Here is an 18,471-nt window from a genome sequence, read left to right as displayed (position 1 = left end):
AGGGAGTCGACCGTGGAACCAATCTGGGCCGTCGGCCTGATGACCGGCACCGTGCTTGACGGCAATATCGACGTGGCGCTGATCAAGACCGATGGCGAGCGGATCGCCGATTTCGGCACCTATACGCTGGCCCCCTACCCCGCAGCGATCCGTGCCTTGCTGGAGGAGACGCTGCGTCAGGCCCGGGTGTGGAATTTCGACGGGCCGGAGCCGGCGATCTTTGCCGAAGCCGAGGAGGCGCTGACGCGGGCGCAGTCGGCGGCGGTGAAGGACCTTGTCGAAAGCTACGGCCTGACCATGGGCGATATCGGCGTGGTCGGCTTTCACGGCCAAACCGTGCTGCATCGTGCCCCGCAACCCGGGCGGCGCGGCGATACGCGCCAGTTGGGCGACGGCGAGCTGATGCATTCGATCCTGGGCGCCAAGGTCGCCTATGATTTCCGCTCGGACGATGTGCGCGCTGGCGGCCAGGGCGCACCACTGGCGGCTGCCTACCACGCGGCCCTTTTGAGGGAAGCCGACGCCAGCGGGGACACCGCTGTGCTCAATCTCGGCGGTGTCGGCAACGTGACCTGGTGGGACGGCAAGGACAACATCGTCGCCTTCGACACTGGCCCGGCCAACGCACCGCTCAACGATTTCATCAAGGCAAACGGCCTCGGCGAGATGGACCGCGACGGCGCACTGGGCGCGGCCGGCACCGTCGATGAAGTGCGGCTGGCCAAATTGCTCCAGCATCCGTATCTGACCAAGCCCTATCCGAAATCGCTCGACCGTTTCGACTTCGGCGCCGCCATGGCCGACGGCCTCAGCGCAGAGGATGGGGCGGCGACGCTGACGGCCTTCACCGTCTCGGCCGTCGGCAAGGCGCTCGATTTGTTGCCGCGCCGGCCGAAGCGCCTAGCGGTCAGTGGCGGCGGCCGCCGCAACCCGACGATGATGGCGATGCTGGCGAGGCGCGCCAACGTCGAGGTGGTGCAGGCCGAGACACTGGGCTGGAAAGGCGATGCGGTGGAGGCCGAATGCTTTGCCTTCCTTGCCGTGCGCGTGCTGCGCGGCCTGCCGATCAGCTTTCCCAGCACCACCGGCGTGCCGCAGCCGATGCAAGGCGGGCGGCTGGCAGGTTAGAGCTTCTTCTGCAGGAAGATGCGGCTGCGGCCGGTGGGAAAGTCAGGCAGTTCGCCGAAGCGCCGGTAGCCTTGCCGCTCATAGACTTTGGCCGCTGTCGGATTGAACGTGTCGATCCAGGCGTTCTGGCAGCCCCGGGCGACTGCTTCGCGCTCGGCAGCGTCCAGCATGTCGCCGGCCATATGCTGGCCGCGCAGGCGTTCGTCGACCCACAGCCATTGCACATAGAGCCAGCCCCAGGCGGTGTATCCCGAAATGCCGGCGACGACAGCGCCGTGCTCGTCACGAACGAAGACCGCGATCGGCTTGCGGCCGGAGGGGCCGACATCGCCGTCATTGAACGCCGTCAGCCGCTCGGCCAGGAAGGCGAGGTCGTCTGACGAGGGGTCGGCAGTGGTTTCAAGCGTCGTCTTCATCCGGGCGGGGCTCGCATGGCAAGCCAAGCTCTAGCGAAGGACGGGATGAGGACGCAAGCTTTACGGCTTGATGGGCGGCGGCGATCGCCATGACCCCGCTGCTGCCGCAACCAGCATCAGCACGGCGGCGACGATCGCGCAGATGGCAAAGCCGAACGATGAATAAAGCGGCCCGAAGCTGGTGGTGCCGATGAAGACGGCGAGGTAGGTGACCGAACTGTTCAGGCCCATGATGGTGCCACGGCGCGACGGATCGAGCGCGGTAAGGCGCATCACCAACACGTTCAGGCCGAAATGATTGGCAAGGCCCCATATGGCGATCATAGCCAGGATCAGCACAAAATTGCTGCTTGCGAGCGCGATGGCGACATAGACGACGGCGACCAGCAGATAGGCGAAGGGCATGACGCGCCGCGCGCCGATGCGGTCGATGACGCCGTCGAGGAAGGCCGCGGCGCCGAAGCCGGCGCCATAGGCGAGCGCGGCCAGCGCATTGGCGCTGACGGGCTCGCCCAGATCCTGGTGCAGATGATCGCCGAGATAGCCGTAGACGCCGTAAAAAGCGGTCATGAAGGCGGTGCAGGCGATGAGCAGCGGCACGATCCCCGGAATGGCCAGCGCAACGAACGGCGACGGTGCCGGGCCGCTCTTCCTGACGTCGCTGAGCGAGGTCATCGACAAGGCAGCAAGCGCAATGGCGGAAAGCACCGCGACGGCGGCGAAGACGGCGCGCCAGTGCACGAGATCGGCAAGCACGGCCGACAGCGACACGCCGGCCACCATGGAGACCGTCCAGCCGGTCAGCACGACGCCGATCGTGCCGCTTTCGCGGCCGGGCGGCGCAATTGCCGCTGCACTGGCATAGATGGCCGGCATGGCGACGCCGGCGGCGATGCCGGCGACGGCCTGGGCCGCGACCAGCATGATCACCGTCGGCGCCAGCGCGCTGGCGAGAAGCCCGACGGCCAGAAGAAGCAGCGCGCCCTGCAGCATGCGGCGGGCGCCGACGCCGTCGATATAGCGGGCGAGGAACAACGCGCTGGCCGAAGTGCCGAGGCCGAAGGCGGCCGACGCGGCCATCACCGCCGGCACGCTGGTGCCGAAGGATGCGGCGACTGCCGGAGCAATTGGACCCAGGACCAGCGAGTTCGAGCCGATGACGGCGATGCAGCCGGTCAGGAGATAGGCCAGCGCCGGGATCGGCTGATGGAGCGTTGCAGCTTGATGCGCGTTCGTCATCGGGTCATAATGGCCGAACTGAATTCCGCGACAACAAGGAATTTCGATATGGACGAAGAAACAGATGGGGTTCTGCAGAACAAGGTAGCTCCCCGAGAGCTCGACGCAATCGACCGAAAAATATTAGGCGTGCTGGTCGAGGATGCGACGATCAGCTACGCCGAACTTGGCGAACGCGTCTGCCTGTCGCCGCCGGCGGCGCATGAGCGGGTCAAGCGCCTGCGGCGCAGCGGCGCCATCCGCGGCACGGCTGTGATCATCGACCCGAAGGCGGTGAAGAAGCCGCTGCTCACCTTCGTGCATATCGATACCAAGGGCTGGGGCAAGACACCGGAGCTGATGGCCGTCTCCCAATATCCTGAGGTCGAGGAAATCCATTCGGTGGCCGGCGACACCTGCATGCTTCTCAAGGTCCGCACCGAGGACACCAGGGCGCTCGAAGGCCTGCTGGCGCGTCTCTACGAAACGCCCGGCGTCACCTCGACGCGAAGCTATGTCGTGCTGTCGACCTATCTCGAGCGCCCGGTGCAGCCCGAGATCACGGCGCAATGGCCGACGCCCCGGCATATGGCCACGCCGCTGTACTGATCTGCGCTATCTTCGTCTTGCCGGGGCCACAACAATCCTTCACAAAAGGCACCCTATATTGATGCCAGGCATTGATTTGGGGTGACGAGAGGCGCGGCTTGGAATTCGAACTGAAAACCATCGAGGCGCTGGCCCCCGATCAGGCGTCGCTAAGCGCCGCCTCGAAGCTCACCAAGCGCTCGAACTGGCCGCGGCTGGAGAAGAACGAGCAGCAGGCGCTGATCTGGGGCGAATGCCAGGGCTCGGGATCCAACCCCTATCGCACCGTCGTCGACACCGGCGACCACGGCTACAAATGCACCTGCCCGTCGCGAAAATTTCCCTGCAAGCACACGCTGGCGCTGATGTGGATCGCCGCCACGGCGCCGGCCAGCTTCACATCAGCCGAAACAACGCCGGAATGGGTCAATGACTGGCTTGGCCGGCGCTGGAAGAGTGCGCCCCCGCCGGTCGACGCAAAGGCTGGCAGGGGCGCGTCTGGCAAGAGCATTGGCGAGGCCTCGCAGGCAGAGGAAAGCACCGTCGATGACGCCGCCGCGACGGAGCGCCGCGAGACGGCGCAGCGCAAGCGGGCGGAAGATGCGCGCACCGCGGTGGCAGGCGCGCTGGACGAACTCGACCAGTGGATTGCCGACCAGCTGCGGCTCGGCCTTTCCGCCTTTGCCGACGCCAGCAGCGAGCGCTGCCGCCGCATTGCCGCCAGGCTGGTCGACATGAAAGCAACGGCGCTTGCGGGACGCATCGACGAAATCCCGGCCCGGCTAATGGCGCTGCGCAGCGAGGAACGGCCGGACGCGGCGATCCGCGAACTCGGCAAGCTGGTTTTGCTGGCCAAGGCCTGGCGCTCGGCGCCAGACGATCCCGAATTGAAGCGGCTGGTGTCGGCATCCGAAACCCGCGACCAGGTGCTGGCCAATCCCGATGCAAGACAGGTCGACAGCCAGTGGGAAGTCATCGGCGAGAAGATCGAGACCCGCCGCGACGGCCTTGTCAGCCATTCTACCTGGCTGCTCGACCTGAAAAGCCCGACGCCGCAATTTGCGCTGCTACTCGATTTCTTTCCGGCCTCGGCCGGCCGCCGCTCTGCCGCGTTCACACCTGGCGACCGGTTCGATGCAAGGCTGGTGTTCTATCCGTCACGCCAACGGCTGCGGGCGCTGGTAGCGGAGCGCAAGGGCGATGTCGTGTCGGGCGCCTGGCCGGATTTCGGCCTCGGCATTGTCAAGGATCCGCTGGCGGCGCATGCGGCGCACCAGGACGCAGCACCCTGGTCGACCGATAGCCCGCTGATGCTGCCTGCCGGCGCGATCCTGCTCGATGAGCGCGGCACCGCCTGGTGGCAAGCGGCGCACGACCCGCAAGGGATCGCCCTGCCTGTCGCCGGAACCGTCGATCAAACCGTGCTCGGTCTCGACCTTTCGGCAACGGCAGCCCTGTGGAACGGCGCGCGGCTCGATCTGCTCGCCGCGCAAAGCGGCTTCGGGAGGCTCGATCTGTCATGAACGAGCTCGAGCAAACCGGCCTGGCGACGATGCGCGACTGCTGGATCACCGGCGGAACTGCGTTCGATCTGGCGCCAGCCGCGTGGAAGGAAATCGCCGGCGGCGCAAGCCCGGACGAACGGGAGCGGCTGTTGCTGGCCATCGCCGCGCAGGCGCTCGATGTGGGCTTAAGGCCAGCCGCGCCGAAGTCGCTGAAGCGGCGCCCGCCGCTGCCGAGGCTTGGCCTGCCGCTGCTGCCGGAGCGGTTGCGGCCGCTGTTGCGGGCGGCCCTGAAGAACGCCGCCGATGCGCAGCGCAAGTCGCGTGTCGCGACGCTCGTCGCCAGCCGCGGCTACGTGCTGCATCCGATGGACTGGATGCCTTCGGCATCAGACCAGAACAGCCCTGACATCTATGCGCCGTGGATCGACTGGCAGGCCAGCGTCGAGGGGCTGAAGATTGCCCCGCAGGAGCAGCTGACGGCGCAGAACTGGGATGACTTTTACCCCGCCGCGCGCCGTATCGCGTTGGCCGAGATGCGCCGTCGCGATCCGGCCACGGCCCGCAGCCTGATGGAAGCCAAGGCGACGGGCGAGCCGGCTGAAGTCCGGCTGGCGCTCATCGAACTCATGCATTTCAACCTGACGGCCACGGACGCGCCATTCCTGAAAAGCCTGGCCACCGACCGCTCCGGCAAGGTGCGGGAGCTGGCGGGCCGGCTGCTGGCAAGGCTGGGCGAGCATGGCCGGCCGGGCAACGACGGAGCCGACGACCCCGTTGCCGAACTCGCCGCCTTCATCACAGAAGGCAAATCCGGCTTCATCCGCCGCCGCACCACATACATGCCGGCAAAACTCAAATCGGCTGCGCAAGAAAGTCGTCGCGTCGACCTGTTCGCAAGCTGTTACCTGGTCGATCTTGCGGCGCATTTCGGCAAAACAGAGTCCGATTTCATCGGGGCATGGCAATTCGGTGCCGATGACAGAGCGGATCTGTCTCTCGTTCGGATGGTCGCCGTGTCCGGCAGCGATGCCACGGTGGCGCTGTTGGCGGATACGCTTGTCGCCGAAGGTGGCAAGTCGGCATTGTTTGTCTTCCACCTCATGTTGCGTTTGGACAGCGGCAGGAAGCGGAACCTGATCAGGCAGATCCTGAAGGACGCTCAAAATCTTGAAGCGCTCAACCTGGTCGAAGGCGCCGAAGCGAGTTGGCTTGAATGGGACGATTTGACAAATGGCAAGGCGCTGTCGGCACTGCGCACCATGGTTGCGGGAAACGACGAGCCCGCGAAGCGAAGCGCGGACCACGCCCTGGAAACGATAGGCTTTCTTGCCACAGCGGAGACCGCTGAACGGTTGATCGGCGACATTGTTGCGGCCGGCATGCTGCCGGCGGCAGCCTCGCTCGCTTTCCTGCGCCTCAACGCGGCAATGACGGGAACCAACACATGACAATCCGGAGAACAGCACCATGAACGCAGCCATCCGCCTCCCTGTCGAGCAGGCCTATGCCGCTGAACTGCAGGCGCTGGCGCGCAATGACGAACGCCAGAAGCCGGCCGGATGGAGCCTGTCGCCGAAGGCCGTGCTGACCTATCTGCTCGGCGGCAAGGCAAGCGACGGCACCGTGATATCGCCGAAATATGTTGGCCGCCGCCGGCTGATGGAAACCGCGGTGGCGACACTCGCTACTGACCGCGCGCTGCTGTTGCTCGGCGTTCCCGGCACCGCCAAGTCCTGGGTGTCGGAACATCTCGCCGCCGCCATCATGGGCAACTCGACGCTGATCGTGCAGTGCACGGCCGGCACCGACGAGAACCAGATCCGCTACGGCTGGAACTATGCGCAGCTTTTGGCCAAAGGGCCGAGCCAGGAGGCGCTGGTGCCGACGCCGCTCTACCGCGCCATGGAGAGCGGCAAGCTATGCCGCCTGGAAGAGTTGACGCGCATGGGCTCGGACGTGCAGGACACGCTGATCACCGTGCTGTCGGAAAAGATGATGCCGATCCCGGAACTCAACACCTCGCTCTATGCCCAGCGCGGCTTCAACATCATCGCCACCGCCAACAACCGCGACAAGGGCGTCAACGAACTGTCCTCGGCGCTCAAGCGCCGCTTCAATGCGGTGGTTCTGCCGCTGCCCGAAGACATGGCCGAAGAGGTGGCGATCGTCTCCAAGCGGGTCGACGAGATGGCCGGCGGCCTCGACCTGCCGGTGCCGAAGAATGTCGGCGAGGAGATTGCGCGCGTGCTGACCATTTTCCGCGAGCTGCGCTCGGGCGCAACCGCTGACGGCAAGGTGACGCTGAAGACGCCTTCGGGTTCATTGTCGACCGCCGAGGCGATCGCCACCATGGTCGGCGGCCTCAGCCAGGCGGCGTGGTTCGACAGCGGCAAACTCGGCGCCGAAGGCCTCGCCGCCAGCCTTGTCGGCGCCATCGTCAAGGACCCGGTGCAGGACAAGGTGGTGCTGGAGGAATATCTCGAAACGGTGCTCAAGAAGCGGCCGGACTATGCCGGCTATTACGCGGCACTGAACGCAGCGATCTGAGGTCATGAGCGACGTCGCCTATTTCGGCATCCGCCATCACGGGCCGGGCTCCGCCGACAGCCTGGTGCAGGCGCTGCGGGACTTGCAGCCGGTCGCGGTGCTGATCGAAGGGCCGAGCGACGCGTCCGCCCTGCTGCCATTGCTGGCGCGCCCGCAGATGCAGCCGCCGGTGGCGCTGCTCTGCTACCCCGAGGACGACCCGGCCGCGACAAGTTTCTGGCCGTTCGCCGAGTTCTCGCCGGAATACCAGGCGGCGGTGTGGGCGGTGGAGAACAAGGCGGCATTGCGGTTCATCGACCTGCCGTCATCGGCACGGTTCGCGGCACCGGCAACCGACGACACCGACAAAACGGCTGACGCCGACAAGCCCGAACCCAAGGACGAAACCCGTGAGGATGGCGAGCCCGCATCGCATCGCGACCCGATCGGCACGCTGGCTGCGGCCGCCGGCTATGAAGATGGCGAAAGCTGGTGGGCCGACATTATCGAGCAGAATCCGCAGCCGGGTCCAATCTTCGCTGCCATCACCGATGCGATGACGACGCTGCGCGACGGCGAAGGTGCGATCGCGCCGTTCGAGGCCAAGCGTGAAGCGCATATGCGATTGGAAATCGCCGCCGCGCGCAAGGAATTCGCCGGACCGATCGCCGTCGTCTGCGGCGCATGGCATGTGCCGGCCCTGCAGGCCGCGCACACGCAGAAGAACGACCAGGCGCTGATCAAGGGAATTGCCCGGCGCAAAAGCATCATGACATGGGCGCCATGGACCGGGCCGCGTCTTGCGCTGGGCTATGGTTATGGCGCTGGCGTCGTCGCGCCCGGCTGGTGCAAGCATCTGTGGCGCACACGAGGGCGGCGCGACGCCGCGACGCTGTGGCTGGCGACGATCGCGGCGGTGCTGCGGGCGAAGGGCCATCTGGTGTCGACCGCGTCGCTGATCGAGGCCGAGCGGCTTGCGCGCACACTGGCTGCCATTCGCGAGCGGCCGAAGCCCGGCTTCGAGGAATTGCGCGATGCCGCGATCGCGGCGCTGTTCAACGGCGAAGCGGTGCTGTGGGCGCTGGTCGAGGCCGAGCTGCTTTTGGGCGCGGATGTCGGCGAGATTCCGCCCGACACGCCGCTGGCGCCGCTGATCGAGGACCTGCAGCGCAACCAGAAGGCGGCGCGGCTGAAGCCGGAGGCGCTGGAACGCGAGCTGTCGGTCGATCTGCGCAGCGAAAGCGGACTGTTTCGTTCGACATTGCTGCACCGGCTGAACGTGCTTGGCGTGCAATGGGGCAGGCTGGCTGACGCCGGCCGCAGCCGCGGCACCTTTCGCGAAAAATGGACGCTGGCCTGGGAGCCGGAATATGCCGTGCGCCTGGTCGAGAACCTGATCTACGGCCCGACTATCGAAAAGGCCGCCAATGGCCGCCTGATCTAGATGCTCGGTGCGGCCGCGAGCCTCGACACGCTTGCCGCCCTTGTCCAGAGCGCCATTACGGCGGATCTGTCGGAGGCCGCGAGCGCCGGCCTTGTAGCGTTGGAGGCGCGCGCAGCGCACAGCAGCGAATGCCTGGAGATGCTGGCCTCGGTGCCGCCGCTTGCCGACATCATCCGTTACGGCGAGGCGCGCAAGACCGAAACCAACCGGCTGTCCGGTTTGTTGGAACGGTTGATCGTCGAAGGCGCGATCGCGCTGCCCTATGCGGTGCGCGACCTGGACGAGCAGGCCGCCACCACGCTGGTCGGTGCTGTGCGCAAGGCCGACACGGCGATCCGGCTGGTCGAGCCCGGCGAAGGCGTGCTCGATGCATGGCGCAACGGCCTAACCGGCGTGCTGCAAGGTCCGCGCTCGACGGCGCTGCTCGCCGGCTGCGCCGCGCATCTGCTCTATGAAGCCGGCCAACTCTCGGCCGAGGACGCCGCCGGGCTGCTCGGACGCAGGCTGTCGCCGGGGACGCCGGTCGCCCAGGCAGCAGGGTTCTTCGAAGGTTTTTTCAGCACTGCCGGCCAGAGGCTGATCTATGACGAGGGTCTGCGCGGCGCCGTCGATGCGTGGCTGAAATCCCTCGACGAAGACGCCTTCATCGCGCATCTGCCGTTGCTGCGCCGTGTCTTCTCCAATCTGGACTCGATGGAGCGGCGGCGGTTGATCGAGGCCGTGCTCGGCCGCACCGCAAGGTTGCCGGCCGGCCTGACGCCGGCGCCTGATGGCGGCGAGGGCTGGCGCAGGCACCTGGAGCGGGTTGGGCCATTGCTGGCGGGCGGAGTGTGACAATGGATGACCAAGCCGAAGTGCCCGAACCCGGCCCAGCATCCTCCGATAGCGGGCGCGAGCGCCGCTGGCGGCTGGCGATCGGCGCCGATGACGAGGCTTCCTCCGCCCTTTCCAGTGATGACAAAAAACTGTCTTCGGCGCTCGATGCGCTTTACGGCGACGGCGCCAATGCCGATGCCGACCCGCGCAAGCGGCGCGGCGGGCTCGGCCGCTCGGCGCCACGCGTGGCGCAATGGATGGGCGATATCCGCTCCTTCTTTCCCGCCCAGGTGGTCCAGATCGTCCAGAAGGATGCCTTTGAGCGGCTGAACCTGAAGCAGATGCTGATGGAGCCGGAATTCCTCAAGGCGATCGAGGCCGACGTCAACCTCGTCGCCGACCTGATCTCGCTGCGTTCGGTGATGCCGGCCAAGACCAAGGACATTGCCCGCACCATCATCGCCGACATCGTCGCCAAGCTGATGCAGCGGCTGGAGCAGAAGACCGCCGAGGCGATCCGTGGCGCGCTCGACAAGTCGCGACGCACCAACCGGCCGCGCCAACGCGACATCGACTGGCCGCGCACCATCTCGGCCAATCTTCGCCACTACCAGCCTGAGCACAAAACCGTCGTGCCGGAAAAACTGGTCGGCTTCATGCGCAAGCAACGCCGGCTAGTCGATCTCGACGAAGTGGTGCTGTGCGTCGACCAGTCCGGCTCGATGGCGAGTTCGGTGATCTACGCCTCGATTTTCGCCGCGGTGATGGCGTCGCTGCCGGTCGTGCGCACCAAGCTGGTCTGTTTCGACACGGCCATCGTCGACCTGACCGAAGAGCTCAGCGACCCGGTCGAGGTGCTGTTTGGCGTGCAGCTCGGCGGCGGCACCGACATCAACCAGGCGGTCGCCTATTGCGCCGACCGCATCGAGCGGCCGACCAAATCCCACTTCGTGCTGATCACCGACCTCTATGAGGGCGGCAACGGCCAGGACTTGCTGCGGCGGCTTGCGGCGCTGGTCCGGTCCGGCGTCAATGTCATCGTGCTGCTGGCGCTGACCGATCAGGGCCGGCCGGGCTATGATCCGGCGATGTCGGCTTCGGTCGCGGCACTTGGCATACCGGTCTTCGCCTGCACGCCGGACCTGTTTCCCGACATGATGGCGGCGGCGTTGCGGCGCGAAGATATCGGCGCCTGGGCAGCCGGCGCCGACATCAAGCTGATCCGCGCCGAGACGGAGCCGAGCAGTCAGGCCTGACTATTCGAACGAATAGGCAAACCCGTCAGTGGAAGCGCTGACGGTCACCTTGGTCATCTTCTCGCCGTCGAGCGACCGGTTCAGCACGCCGCGGCTGAGTTCCGGCAACAGCGTGTTGGTGAGGATGGCGTCGATCATGCGGCCACCGGACTCGATTTCGGTGCAGCGCGCCTTGACCAGCGCCATGACGCCGTCGCCGATCACCAGTTCGGCGTCGTGGCTGGCGCGCAGCCGCCGCGCGATCTTGCCGAACTGATGGCGGGTGATGGCCTCGATCATCGAATCCGAAAGCGGATAGTAAGGGATGGTCACGACGCGGCCGAGGAAGGCCGCTGGAAACACCTTCAGCAGTGGAGCGCGCAGGGCAGCATCGAGGCCGTCGAGCCCTGCCCTCACCGTGCCGTTGCCGGTCCGCTCCATGATGACTTCGGACCCGACATTGGACGTCAGCAGGATCAGCGTGTTCTTGAAGTCGATGCGCCTTCCCTCGCTGTCATCCATCATGCCCTTGTCGAAGACCTGGAAAAAGATCTCGTGGACGTCGGGATGCGCCTTCTCGACCTCGTCGAGCAGGATCACCGAATAGGGTTTTCGGCGCACGGCCTCGGTGAGAATGCCACCCTTGCCGTAGCCGACATAGCCGGGCGGTGCGCCCTTGAGCGTCGAGACGGTGTGCGCCTCCTGGAATTCGGACATGTTGATCGAGATCAGGTTCTGCTCGCCGCCATAGAGCGTCTCGGCCAGCGCCAGGGCCGTCTCGGTCTTGCCCACACCGGAGGGGCCGCAGAGCAGGAACACGCCGACCGGCTTTTCCGGCGCTCCGAGCCCGGCGCGGCTGGTCTGCACGCGCTTGGCGATCATCTCCATGGCGTGATCCTGGCCGACGACTCGTTCGGACAAAGTGTCGGCGAGCTTGAGCGCCTTTTCGGTCTGGCTGGACAGCATCCGTCCCGTCGGGATGCCGGTCCAGTCCTGGACCACGGCAGCGACCGCATTGCGGTCGACCGATGGCAGGATCAGCGGCGTCTCGCCTTGCGCGGTGGCAAGCTCGGCCATGAGTTCACGCAGCCGCGCCAGATCGGCGACAGGATCTGACGGCGCAGCCTCGGCAGCCGGCGCTTCGGTCTCGGACGCTTCGGCCTTGGGCGTCTCGGCCTTGGGCACCTTGGTCTTTTCTTCGTCCGGCGCTGCCGGTTCGGCATCGGCCTCAGCTGTCGCCACCGCATCGAGCGGGACGCCGTCGCCGCGCAGCCGCGCGCGCAGTTCGAGGATCTCGGCAACCAGCGCCTTTTCGCGCTCCCAGCGCTCCTCGGCGGCGGCGAGCATGGTCCCCGTCTCAGTGAGCCCGGCCTCGACCCGCGCCTGCCGGTCAGTTACTTCGATGCCGATCGCTGCCTCGCGGCCGATGATGCCGCTTTCGACCTCGAGCGCCTGGCGGCGCCGCAAAATGTCCTCGACCTCGGCCGGCGTCGCATGCTGCGAGATCGCCACCCTGGCGCAAGCGGTGTCGAGCAGGCTGACCGCCTTGTCGGGCAATTGCCGCGCCGGGATGTAACGATGCGACAGGCCGACCGCCGCCTCGATCGCCTCGTCCAGGATCTGCACTTCGTGATGCTGTTCGAGCACGCCGGCTACACCGCGCAGCATGAGCACAGCGACCGCTTCCGACGGCTCATCGATCTTGACCACCTGGAAACGGCGGGTCAGCGCCGGGTCCTTTTCGATGTGCTGCTTGTACTCGGCCCAGGTGGTTGCGGCGATGGTGCGCAATTCGCCGCGCGCCAGCGCCGGCTTCAAGAGATTGGCGGCATCGCCGGTTCCGGCGGCACCACCGGCGCCGATCAGCGTGTGCGCCTCGTCGATGAACAGGATGACCGGCGTCTCGGATGACTGAACTTCGTCGATCACCGCCTTCAGGCGCTTCTCGAACTCGCCCTTGACGCTGGCGCCGGCCTGCATCAGGCCAACGTCGAGCATACGCACGCTGATGCCCTGCAGGGGCGGCGGCACGTCGCCCTGGGCGATGCGCAGGGCAAACCCCTCGACCACCGCGGTCTTGCCGACACCGGCCTCGCCGGTCAGGATCGGGTTGTTCTGCCGGCGCCGCATCAGGATATCGATGATCTGCCGGATCTCCGGGTCTCGGCCGACGACCGGGTCGATCTTGCCGTCATGGGCGCGCTGGGTGAGGTCTGTGGCGTATTTGGCCAGCGCGGAATCCCCGCCCGGAGCTCGCCGCGGCGCCTCCGCGGTGGGAGCCACTGCTGCCGTGGCGCCGGCTTCGAGCGAACCGTCCACCACCTCGGCAAAGCGGGCGATGACCCCGTCGGCGTCGATCTTGTCGAATTCGCCGCTGATCTTCGCCACCAGGCCTTCCAGCACCGGCGTCTTCAGGCAGGCGAGCACGACATGGGCGCTGCGGACCTCCTCCATGCCGAATTCCAGCGTCGCCAGGTTCCAGGCCTCCTGGATGGCGTGAAAGATGTGGTCGGAAAATTCCTCGATCGAGGTGGCGCCGTAGGGCAGCTTGTCGACGGCGCGGGTCATTTCGCTGGTAAGCCGGCTGGCATCGACGCCGGCATCGGCAATGATCATCTGCACATCCGAACGCTCGGACAGCACCAGTTGTTCTATGAAATGGACGAGTTCGACGTAAGGATTGCCGCGCAGCTTGGCGCTGTCGGCGGCGGCCTTGAAGGCGCGCAGGCAGACCGGATTGAGCTTGCCAACCAGTTCCTTGCGTTTGAACCCCTGCGACGACCGGCGCTGTTCCATCGAACGTGCTCCTGCAATCTGCCCGTCGACAGCCTGCCACATAAGCAGCCGCTTGACAAAGCGCTTGATGCAGCCGGCCTTTTCCCTTTGTGGAGAGTCCCGCGCCGCCAAATGCAGACAACCACGATTTTTTCTAATCCTATGCGATGCGCTTCACATACGAGGTTGGCCAAGCACGCCATGAATTGCGCCATCCGAGACGCAGTTGCACCGACATTCATTAGCGCTCGTTAACTTTTGAGCGGATGGCGAATTGTGGGAATATGCAACCGTGTGCTAACGTTGGGTCACGTACGGTTTTAGAGCCGGTCGCCGGGGGTATCTGTGATCGATCTCGCACTCTGGCTTGCTCCGCTGGACGGTGAAAATCCGTCAGGCGAAGACTTGCGCAACGATCCGGCTTTTCATGAGCTGGAGCGGCTCACGGAGCCGCAGGTCAAGGTCGTCCATGACGGGCGCAACAAGCCAGCCGCGCAATCGACCATTCCGGTCGACTGGCCTGCCGTGCTCGGCAAGGCCGAGGAGTTGCGTTCGCATGGCCGCGACCTGCGCTTGCTTGTCATTGTCGCCCGGGCGCTGGCCAATGAAGAGGGATTGGCCGGACTGGCACAGGGCCTGACCCTGATTGCAAGGACCTTCGAGACGCATTGGGAGACGATGCACCCGGCGCTGCGGGCCAGCCCCCAACCACGCGAGGCCGCCCTGCGCCGCCTCAACGCGCTGGCCGACCTGCAGAACGGCCAGGAAGGCCTGCTGGCGAACCTCAGGCAGATGGTCTTCTTCGCGCCGCGTCCCATCGGGCCGATCAGCGGACGCGATCTCGAACAGGGTGCGCTCGACGATCGCGTCATGCTTCAGGAAGCGGCATCGGGATTGAATGCCACGGAGAAGGCAGCGCTGGTCAGCGCGCACGGACAGCTCCTGAACCGGGTGGGCAGCGGTTGTGCCGCCCATCAGGACCAGGCCGGTGAACAGATGACAGCGCTCATCGCCGGGGCGCACGCAGCGATCGAGGCGCTCGACGCGGTCGATACGGCCCTGAATGCCCGTCTTGACAGCAACGGGGCTGCCGTCCCGGACCTGAAACGATTTTTGCAGCGCGTGCTGACGACGCTGGAACGCAACACGGCGGTCGAGACCACGGAAGAGGCAGCGACGAAGGGGGCTACCAGCCCGGCTGCTCCCCCGGCAAGCCCGGCCGCGCCGGTCAGAAACGGTCATGGAGCCGAGACGATGGCAAGCTACGCGGAGACCGGTGCGGGGCTCCCGGACAGGATTTCCTCGCGCGACGATGTGGTGAAGTGCCTCGACCTTGTGGTCGCGTTCTACGACCGCACCGAGCCGTCGAGTCCGATCCCGCATCTCGCCCGCCGGGTGCGCAGGATGGTGCACATGGATTTCGTTGAACTGATGGAAGACCTAGCCCCGTCGGGGCTCAAGGAATTCCGGCTGCTCGCCGGCGTTCCCGACGCCAAGAAGACTGCCCAGAAGGATGAAAGGTAGCAACACATGCCAGCCGAAAGCAAAGCGAAGGTCATCGAGCGAAATCGCGCCCCGCGCGTGCAGATCGCCTACGATGTCGAAACCTACGGCAGCCCGACGACGATCGAACTGCCGTTCGTCATGGGCGTGATGGCCGACCTGTCGGGCGCATCGCAGACCAGGGAAGCGTCCAAGACGGTGCTCGACCGTTCCTTTGTCGAGACCGATGCCAACCGCTTCCCCAAATTCATGGAAGCGCTGGGACCCAGGGTCAAGGCGCGGGTGAAGAACACGCTGCCGCAGGCCGAGGGACAGGAGCGCGACGAAGAACTGGCGCTCGACCTGACCTTCACCAAGATGGGCGATTTCGCCCCCGACAAGATCGCCGAACAGGTCCCGCAACTGGCCGAAATCCTCAAGATGCGGCGCCAGCTCGAGGAGCTGCTCGGCTTCATGGACGGCCGCGTCGATGCCGAAAAGCGCATAGCCCAATTGCTGAACAACCAGCCGTTGCTTGGCCAGATCGCCGCCCAGGCGCTGTCCGACGACAAGGGTGAGGAATAGATCATGGCCGAACAGCAAAAGACCGCAGCATCCGTCGCCGAGGCCGAGGCCGTCGATCTCGGTGAATTCAGCCAGCTGCTGGAGAAGGACTTCAAGGTCAAGAAGGACGACAGCGAGAAGCTGCAGCAGCTGGTGCGCAACCTGGCGCTGGCGGCGCAGTCGCGCTCCGAAACGACGACGATCTCGTCCAACTCGATCAAGTCGATCAAGTCGTTGATCGCCGGCATTGACAAGATGCTGACGACCCAGGTCAACGAAATCCTGCACGCGCCGGAAGTGCGGCAGATGGAAGGCACCTGGCGCGGCCTCTGGTACCTCATCAACAACACCGAGACGGATCAGAAGCTGAAGATCCGGGTGATGAACATTTCCAAGGAGCAGCTGGCCGATACGCTCGAAGACTATGAAGGCCAGATGTGGGACCAGAGCCCGATCTTCAAGAAAGTCTACACCGACGAGTATTCGATGCTCGGCGGCGAACCGATCGGCTGCGTCATCGGCGCCTACGAGTTCTCCAACCACCCGCGCGACGTCGGCCTGTTGCGCAACATCTCCGGCATCTGCGCCTCGGCGCACACGCCGTTCATCGCCGCCGCCTCGCCACGGCTGTTCCGCATGGACAGCTGGCAGGAACTGCCCAACCCGCAGGACCTGCAGCAGATCGTCTCCAACCCGGCCTACGCCTCGTGGCAATCGCTGCGCGAGAGCGAGGATGCGCGCTATATCGGGCTGACCATGCCGCGCGTGCTGGCGCGGCTGCCCTACGGCTCGGAGACAGTCCCGGTCAAGGGCTTCTCCTTCGAGGAGGAAGTGCAGGGCGATCACAACAAATATGTCTGGATGAACGCTGCCTTCCCGATGGGCGTCAACATCAACCGCAGCCACAAGCTCTATGGCTGGGGCACCCAGATCCGCGGCGTCGAAAATGGCGGCACTGTGCTTAACCTGCCGGTGCACTCCTTCCCGACCGATGACGGCTCGATCGCGATGAAATGCCCGACGGAGGTCGCCATCGACGACCGGCGCGAGGCGGAACTGGCCAAGCTCGGGCTGATGCCGATCCTGCACCGCAAGAACACCGATCTCGCGGCCTTTATCGGCGCCCATTCGCTGCAGGACGATGAGACGCGGGCGGGCCGCCTGGTCGACCCCGACGCCCAGTCCAACGAGCGGCTCTCCGCCAACCTGCCCTATCTGTTCCCGGTCTCGCGCTTCGCCCACTACCTCAAGGCGATTGCGCGCGACAAGGTCGGATCGTTCAAGGAACGCACCGACATGCAGATCTGGTTGACCGAATGGATCAACCGGTACGTGCTGGCCAACCCGGCCTTCGCCGACGACAAGGCGCGCGCCAAGCGTCCGCTTGCCGCCGCTGAGGTGCAGGTCGACAGCGTGGAGGGCCGGCCGGGCTACTACAACGCCCGCTTCTATCTGCGCCCGCACTACCAGCTGGAGGGCATCAACGCCTCGCTCAGGCTGGTGTCGGAATTGCCGTCCGTGAAGACCTGATTGCAGCAACCAAACCTTTGTTTGAAAGCGGTGGAGAACGAAAATGCCCACAATGAAGATCGACGGTTTTCTGAAAGTTCCGGATATCAAGGGGCCTAGCACACGCGACGGCCATGACGACGAGATCGAAATCCATGGCGTCGATTACAAGATGGTCGCGCCCTACGACCCCAATTCCCTCTCGCGCCGAGGCCGCGTGTCGATGGGCATGATCAAGTTCACCAAGCACTATGACAAGGCCTCACCCTATCTGGCCAAGGCCCTGTTCGAAAACAAGGCGCTGGACGAGGTCAAATTCTCCGCGCGGCGGACCATCGACGGCGAGAGCAAGGACTATCTGGTCGTTACCCTGACCGACGCCTCGATCATGGAATACGACATGTCGCAGGCCGATGATGAAGCCGACCTGATCCAGGAGGAAGTCTCCTTCGCCTACAAGAAGATCAAGTTCGTCTATGACGACAATGACGAAGCCGAAATGGATGTCTATGTCGGCAAGTGAGGGGCGAGCAAAGCGCCCTGCCGCCGACAAGGTACAGGCGGGCGGTTCACGGGCCAAGCGCGAGGCGGTACAGCCTTCGCTGTGGGACCGCCTCGTCAACGATCTGCCGGGCCTGAGCTCGGAGATAGACGGGCTCAGGCAGGCTCTGCAGGAGGAGCTTGGCGCAGAGCGCCTGGACGAGCTGCTGGCAGACGGACCGAGGCGCATCGACGCCGATGACGCATTGAACCCCGATCAGAAGCGCCGGCTGCACCGGCTGGCGTTTCAGAACCGGCACCGTGGCGAGCTTGAAAGCCGAGGCATCGTGGTGTCGCCCGATGTGCTGCGCGAGGCCGTGCGGCGCGACATCGAGGCGCTGTTCAACACCGAGCGTTTCGAATCCGCGCCGCTGCTATCCGATCTCGAGGCCGAGCAGATGACCGACAGTCCGACATCGCTGGCCGACTTTCCGGAGGTGCGCCGCAGCGTTGTCAATTATGGCGTGCCGTCCTTCTCCGGCCGGTCGTCGCGCGACTTCGATCGCGATGTTCTGGCACGCGAGATCCGCGCCGTGCTCGCCGCATTCGAGCCGCGGCTGAAGGAGAGCGCGACGAAAGTCACGGTCAACCTCGGCGACAAGACCGGCCTGAAGATCGAGATCGACGCCGTGCTGATCATGACGCCGACGCCCGAGCGCATGCGCCTGCGCACGACGATCAATCTCGACAACGGACTGGCGCGCACCGAGTTCAGGGAAGCCTGA

At 65.4% G+C, this 18,471-nt stretch carries 14 protein-coding genes and 1 pseudogene; 12 read left to right on the top strand and 3 right to left on the bottom strand.

All coding sequences use genetic code 11. The annotated features are described in order from the left end of the window. Positions 1 to 12 precede the first annotated feature (12 nt). Positions 13 to 1,128 (top strand): anhydro-N-acetylmuramic acid kinase, encoded by a 1,116-nt coding sequence (locus NKI32_RS23190; RefSeq protein ID WP_023749143.1) that lies wholly within the window; start codon positions 13 to 15, stop codon positions 1,126 to 1,128. On the opposite strand, the gene NKI32_RS23185 is transcribed toward NKI32_RS23190, so the two are convergent. Both NKI32_RS23185 and NKI32_RS23180 read right to left on the bottom strand, forming a co-directional pair. After that, positions 1,125 to 1,544: a GNAT family N-acetyltransferase gene (locus NKI32_RS23185; protein WP_023726346.1), complete on the bottom strand. Its 420-nt coding sequence runs from the start codon at positions 1,542 to 1,544 to the stop codon at positions 1,125 to 1,127. The two genes, NKI32_RS23190 and NKI32_RS23185, sit on opposite strands and share 4 nt — an antisense overlap. A 60-nt stretch (positions 1,545 to 1,604) precedes the next feature. Continuing rightward, on the bottom strand, positions 1,605 to 2,783 hold the full coding sequence (locus NKI32_RS23180) for an MFS transporter (RefSeq protein ID WP_023726345.1): 1,179 nt from the start codon (positions 2,781 to 2,783) through the stop codon (positions 1,605 to 1,607). Positions 2,784 to 2,831: 48 nt separating this feature from the next. Here NKI32_RS23180 and NKI32_RS23175 point away from each other — a divergent pair, with 48 nt between their 5' ends. From NKI32_RS23175 to NKI32_RS23150, 6 genes and pseudogenes are all read left to right on the top strand, one after another. Then, the gene (locus tag NKI32_RS23175; RefSeq protein WP_023687041.1) at positions 2,832 to 3,371 is read left to right on the top strand and encodes an Lrp/AsnC family transcriptional regulator; all 540 of its coding nucleotides are present in this window, start codon (positions 2,832 to 2,834) and stop codon (positions 3,369 to 3,371) included. Between the two features lie 98 nt (positions 3,372 to 3,469). Then, positions 3,470 to 4,873, top strand: a complete 1,404-nt coding sequence (locus NKI32_RS23170) for an SWIM zinc finger family protein (RefSeq protein ID WP_353003757.1) — start codon at positions 3,470 to 3,472, stop codon at positions 4,871 to 4,873. Continuing rightward, positions 4,870 to 6,303, top strand: a complete 1,434-nt coding sequence (locus NKI32_RS23165) for a DUF5691 domain-containing protein (protein WP_353003755.1) — start codon at positions 4,870 to 4,872, stop codon at positions 6,301 to 6,303. The genes NKI32_RS23170 and NKI32_RS23165 overlap by 4 nt, the downstream gene beginning before the upstream one ends. Before the next feature lie 19 nt (positions 6,304 to 6,322). Further along, a complete protein-coding gene (locus tag NKI32_RS23160; protein WP_353003753.1) occupies positions 6,323 to 7,402 on the top strand; it encodes an ATP-binding protein in 1,080 nt (359 codons plus the stop codon). Positions 7,403 to 7,406: 4 nt separating this feature from the next. Continuing rightward, positions 7,407 to 9,659 (top strand): annotated as a pseudogene (locus NKI32_RS23155) (DUF5682 family protein). A 2-nt stretch (positions 9,660 to 9,661) separates the two neighbouring features. Further along, positions 9,662 to 10,897, top strand: a complete 1,236-nt coding sequence (locus NKI32_RS23150; RefSeq protein ID WP_353003751.1) for a VWA domain-containing protein — start codon at positions 9,662 to 9,664, stop codon at positions 10,895 to 10,897. Here the strand turns inward: NKI32_RS23150 and tssH are convergent, their stop codons facing one another. Then, a complete protein-coding gene (gene tssH, locus NKI32_RS23145; RefSeq protein WP_023709956.1) occupies positions 10,898 to 13,672 on the bottom strand; it encodes a type VI secretion system ATPase TssH in 2,775 nt (924 codons plus the stop codon). A gap of 324 nt (positions 13,673 to 13,996) precedes the next feature. Between tssH and tssA the strand changes: the two genes are divergently transcribed. Genes tssA through tssE form a run of 5 tightly spaced genes read left to right on the top strand, consistent with a single transcriptional unit; the run spans position 13,997 to position 18,471 of the window. Next, entirely contained in the window at positions 13,997 to 15,175 is a 1,179-nt protein-coding gene (tssA, locus tag NKI32_RS23140; RefSeq protein WP_353003748.1) for a type VI secretion system protein TssA, read from the top strand. 6 nt (positions 15,176 to 15,181) lie between these two features. Continuing rightward, complete coding sequence (gene tssB / locus NKI32_RS23135; protein ID WP_023673718.1) at positions 15,182 to 15,718, top strand: type VI secretion system contractile sheath small subunit; 537 nt, start codon at positions 15,182 to 15,184, stop codon at positions 15,716 to 15,718. A 3-nt stretch (positions 15,719 to 15,721) separates the two neighbouring features. Then, a complete protein-coding gene (gene tssC, locus NKI32_RS23130) occupies positions 15,722 to 17,227 on the top strand; it encodes a type VI secretion system contractile sheath large subunit (protein ID WP_023682611.1) in 1,506 nt (501 codons plus the stop codon). A 52-nt stretch (positions 17,228 to 17,279) separates the two neighbouring features. Continuing rightward, on the top strand, positions 17,280 to 17,729 hold the full coding sequence (locus NKI32_RS23125) for an Hcp family type VI secretion system effector (protein WP_023673716.1): 450 nt from the start codon (positions 17,280 to 17,282) through the stop codon (positions 17,727 to 17,729). Next, positions 17,716 to 18,471, top strand: coding sequence for a type VI secretion system baseplate subunit TssE (tssE, locus tag NKI32_RS23120; protein ID WP_023673715.1), 756 nt, complete (start codon positions 17,716 to 17,718; stop codon positions 18,469 to 18,471). Before NKI32_RS23125 ends, tssE begins: the two co-directional genes overlap by 14 nt.

Source organism: Mesorhizobium sp. M0761, from assembly GCF_040320205.1.
In the GTDB taxonomy this organism is placed as follows: Bacteria; Pseudomonadota; Alphaproteobacteria; order Rhizobiales; family Rhizobiaceae; genus Mesorhizobium.
This window is presented reverse-complemented; position numbering and strand designations above follow the sequence as displayed.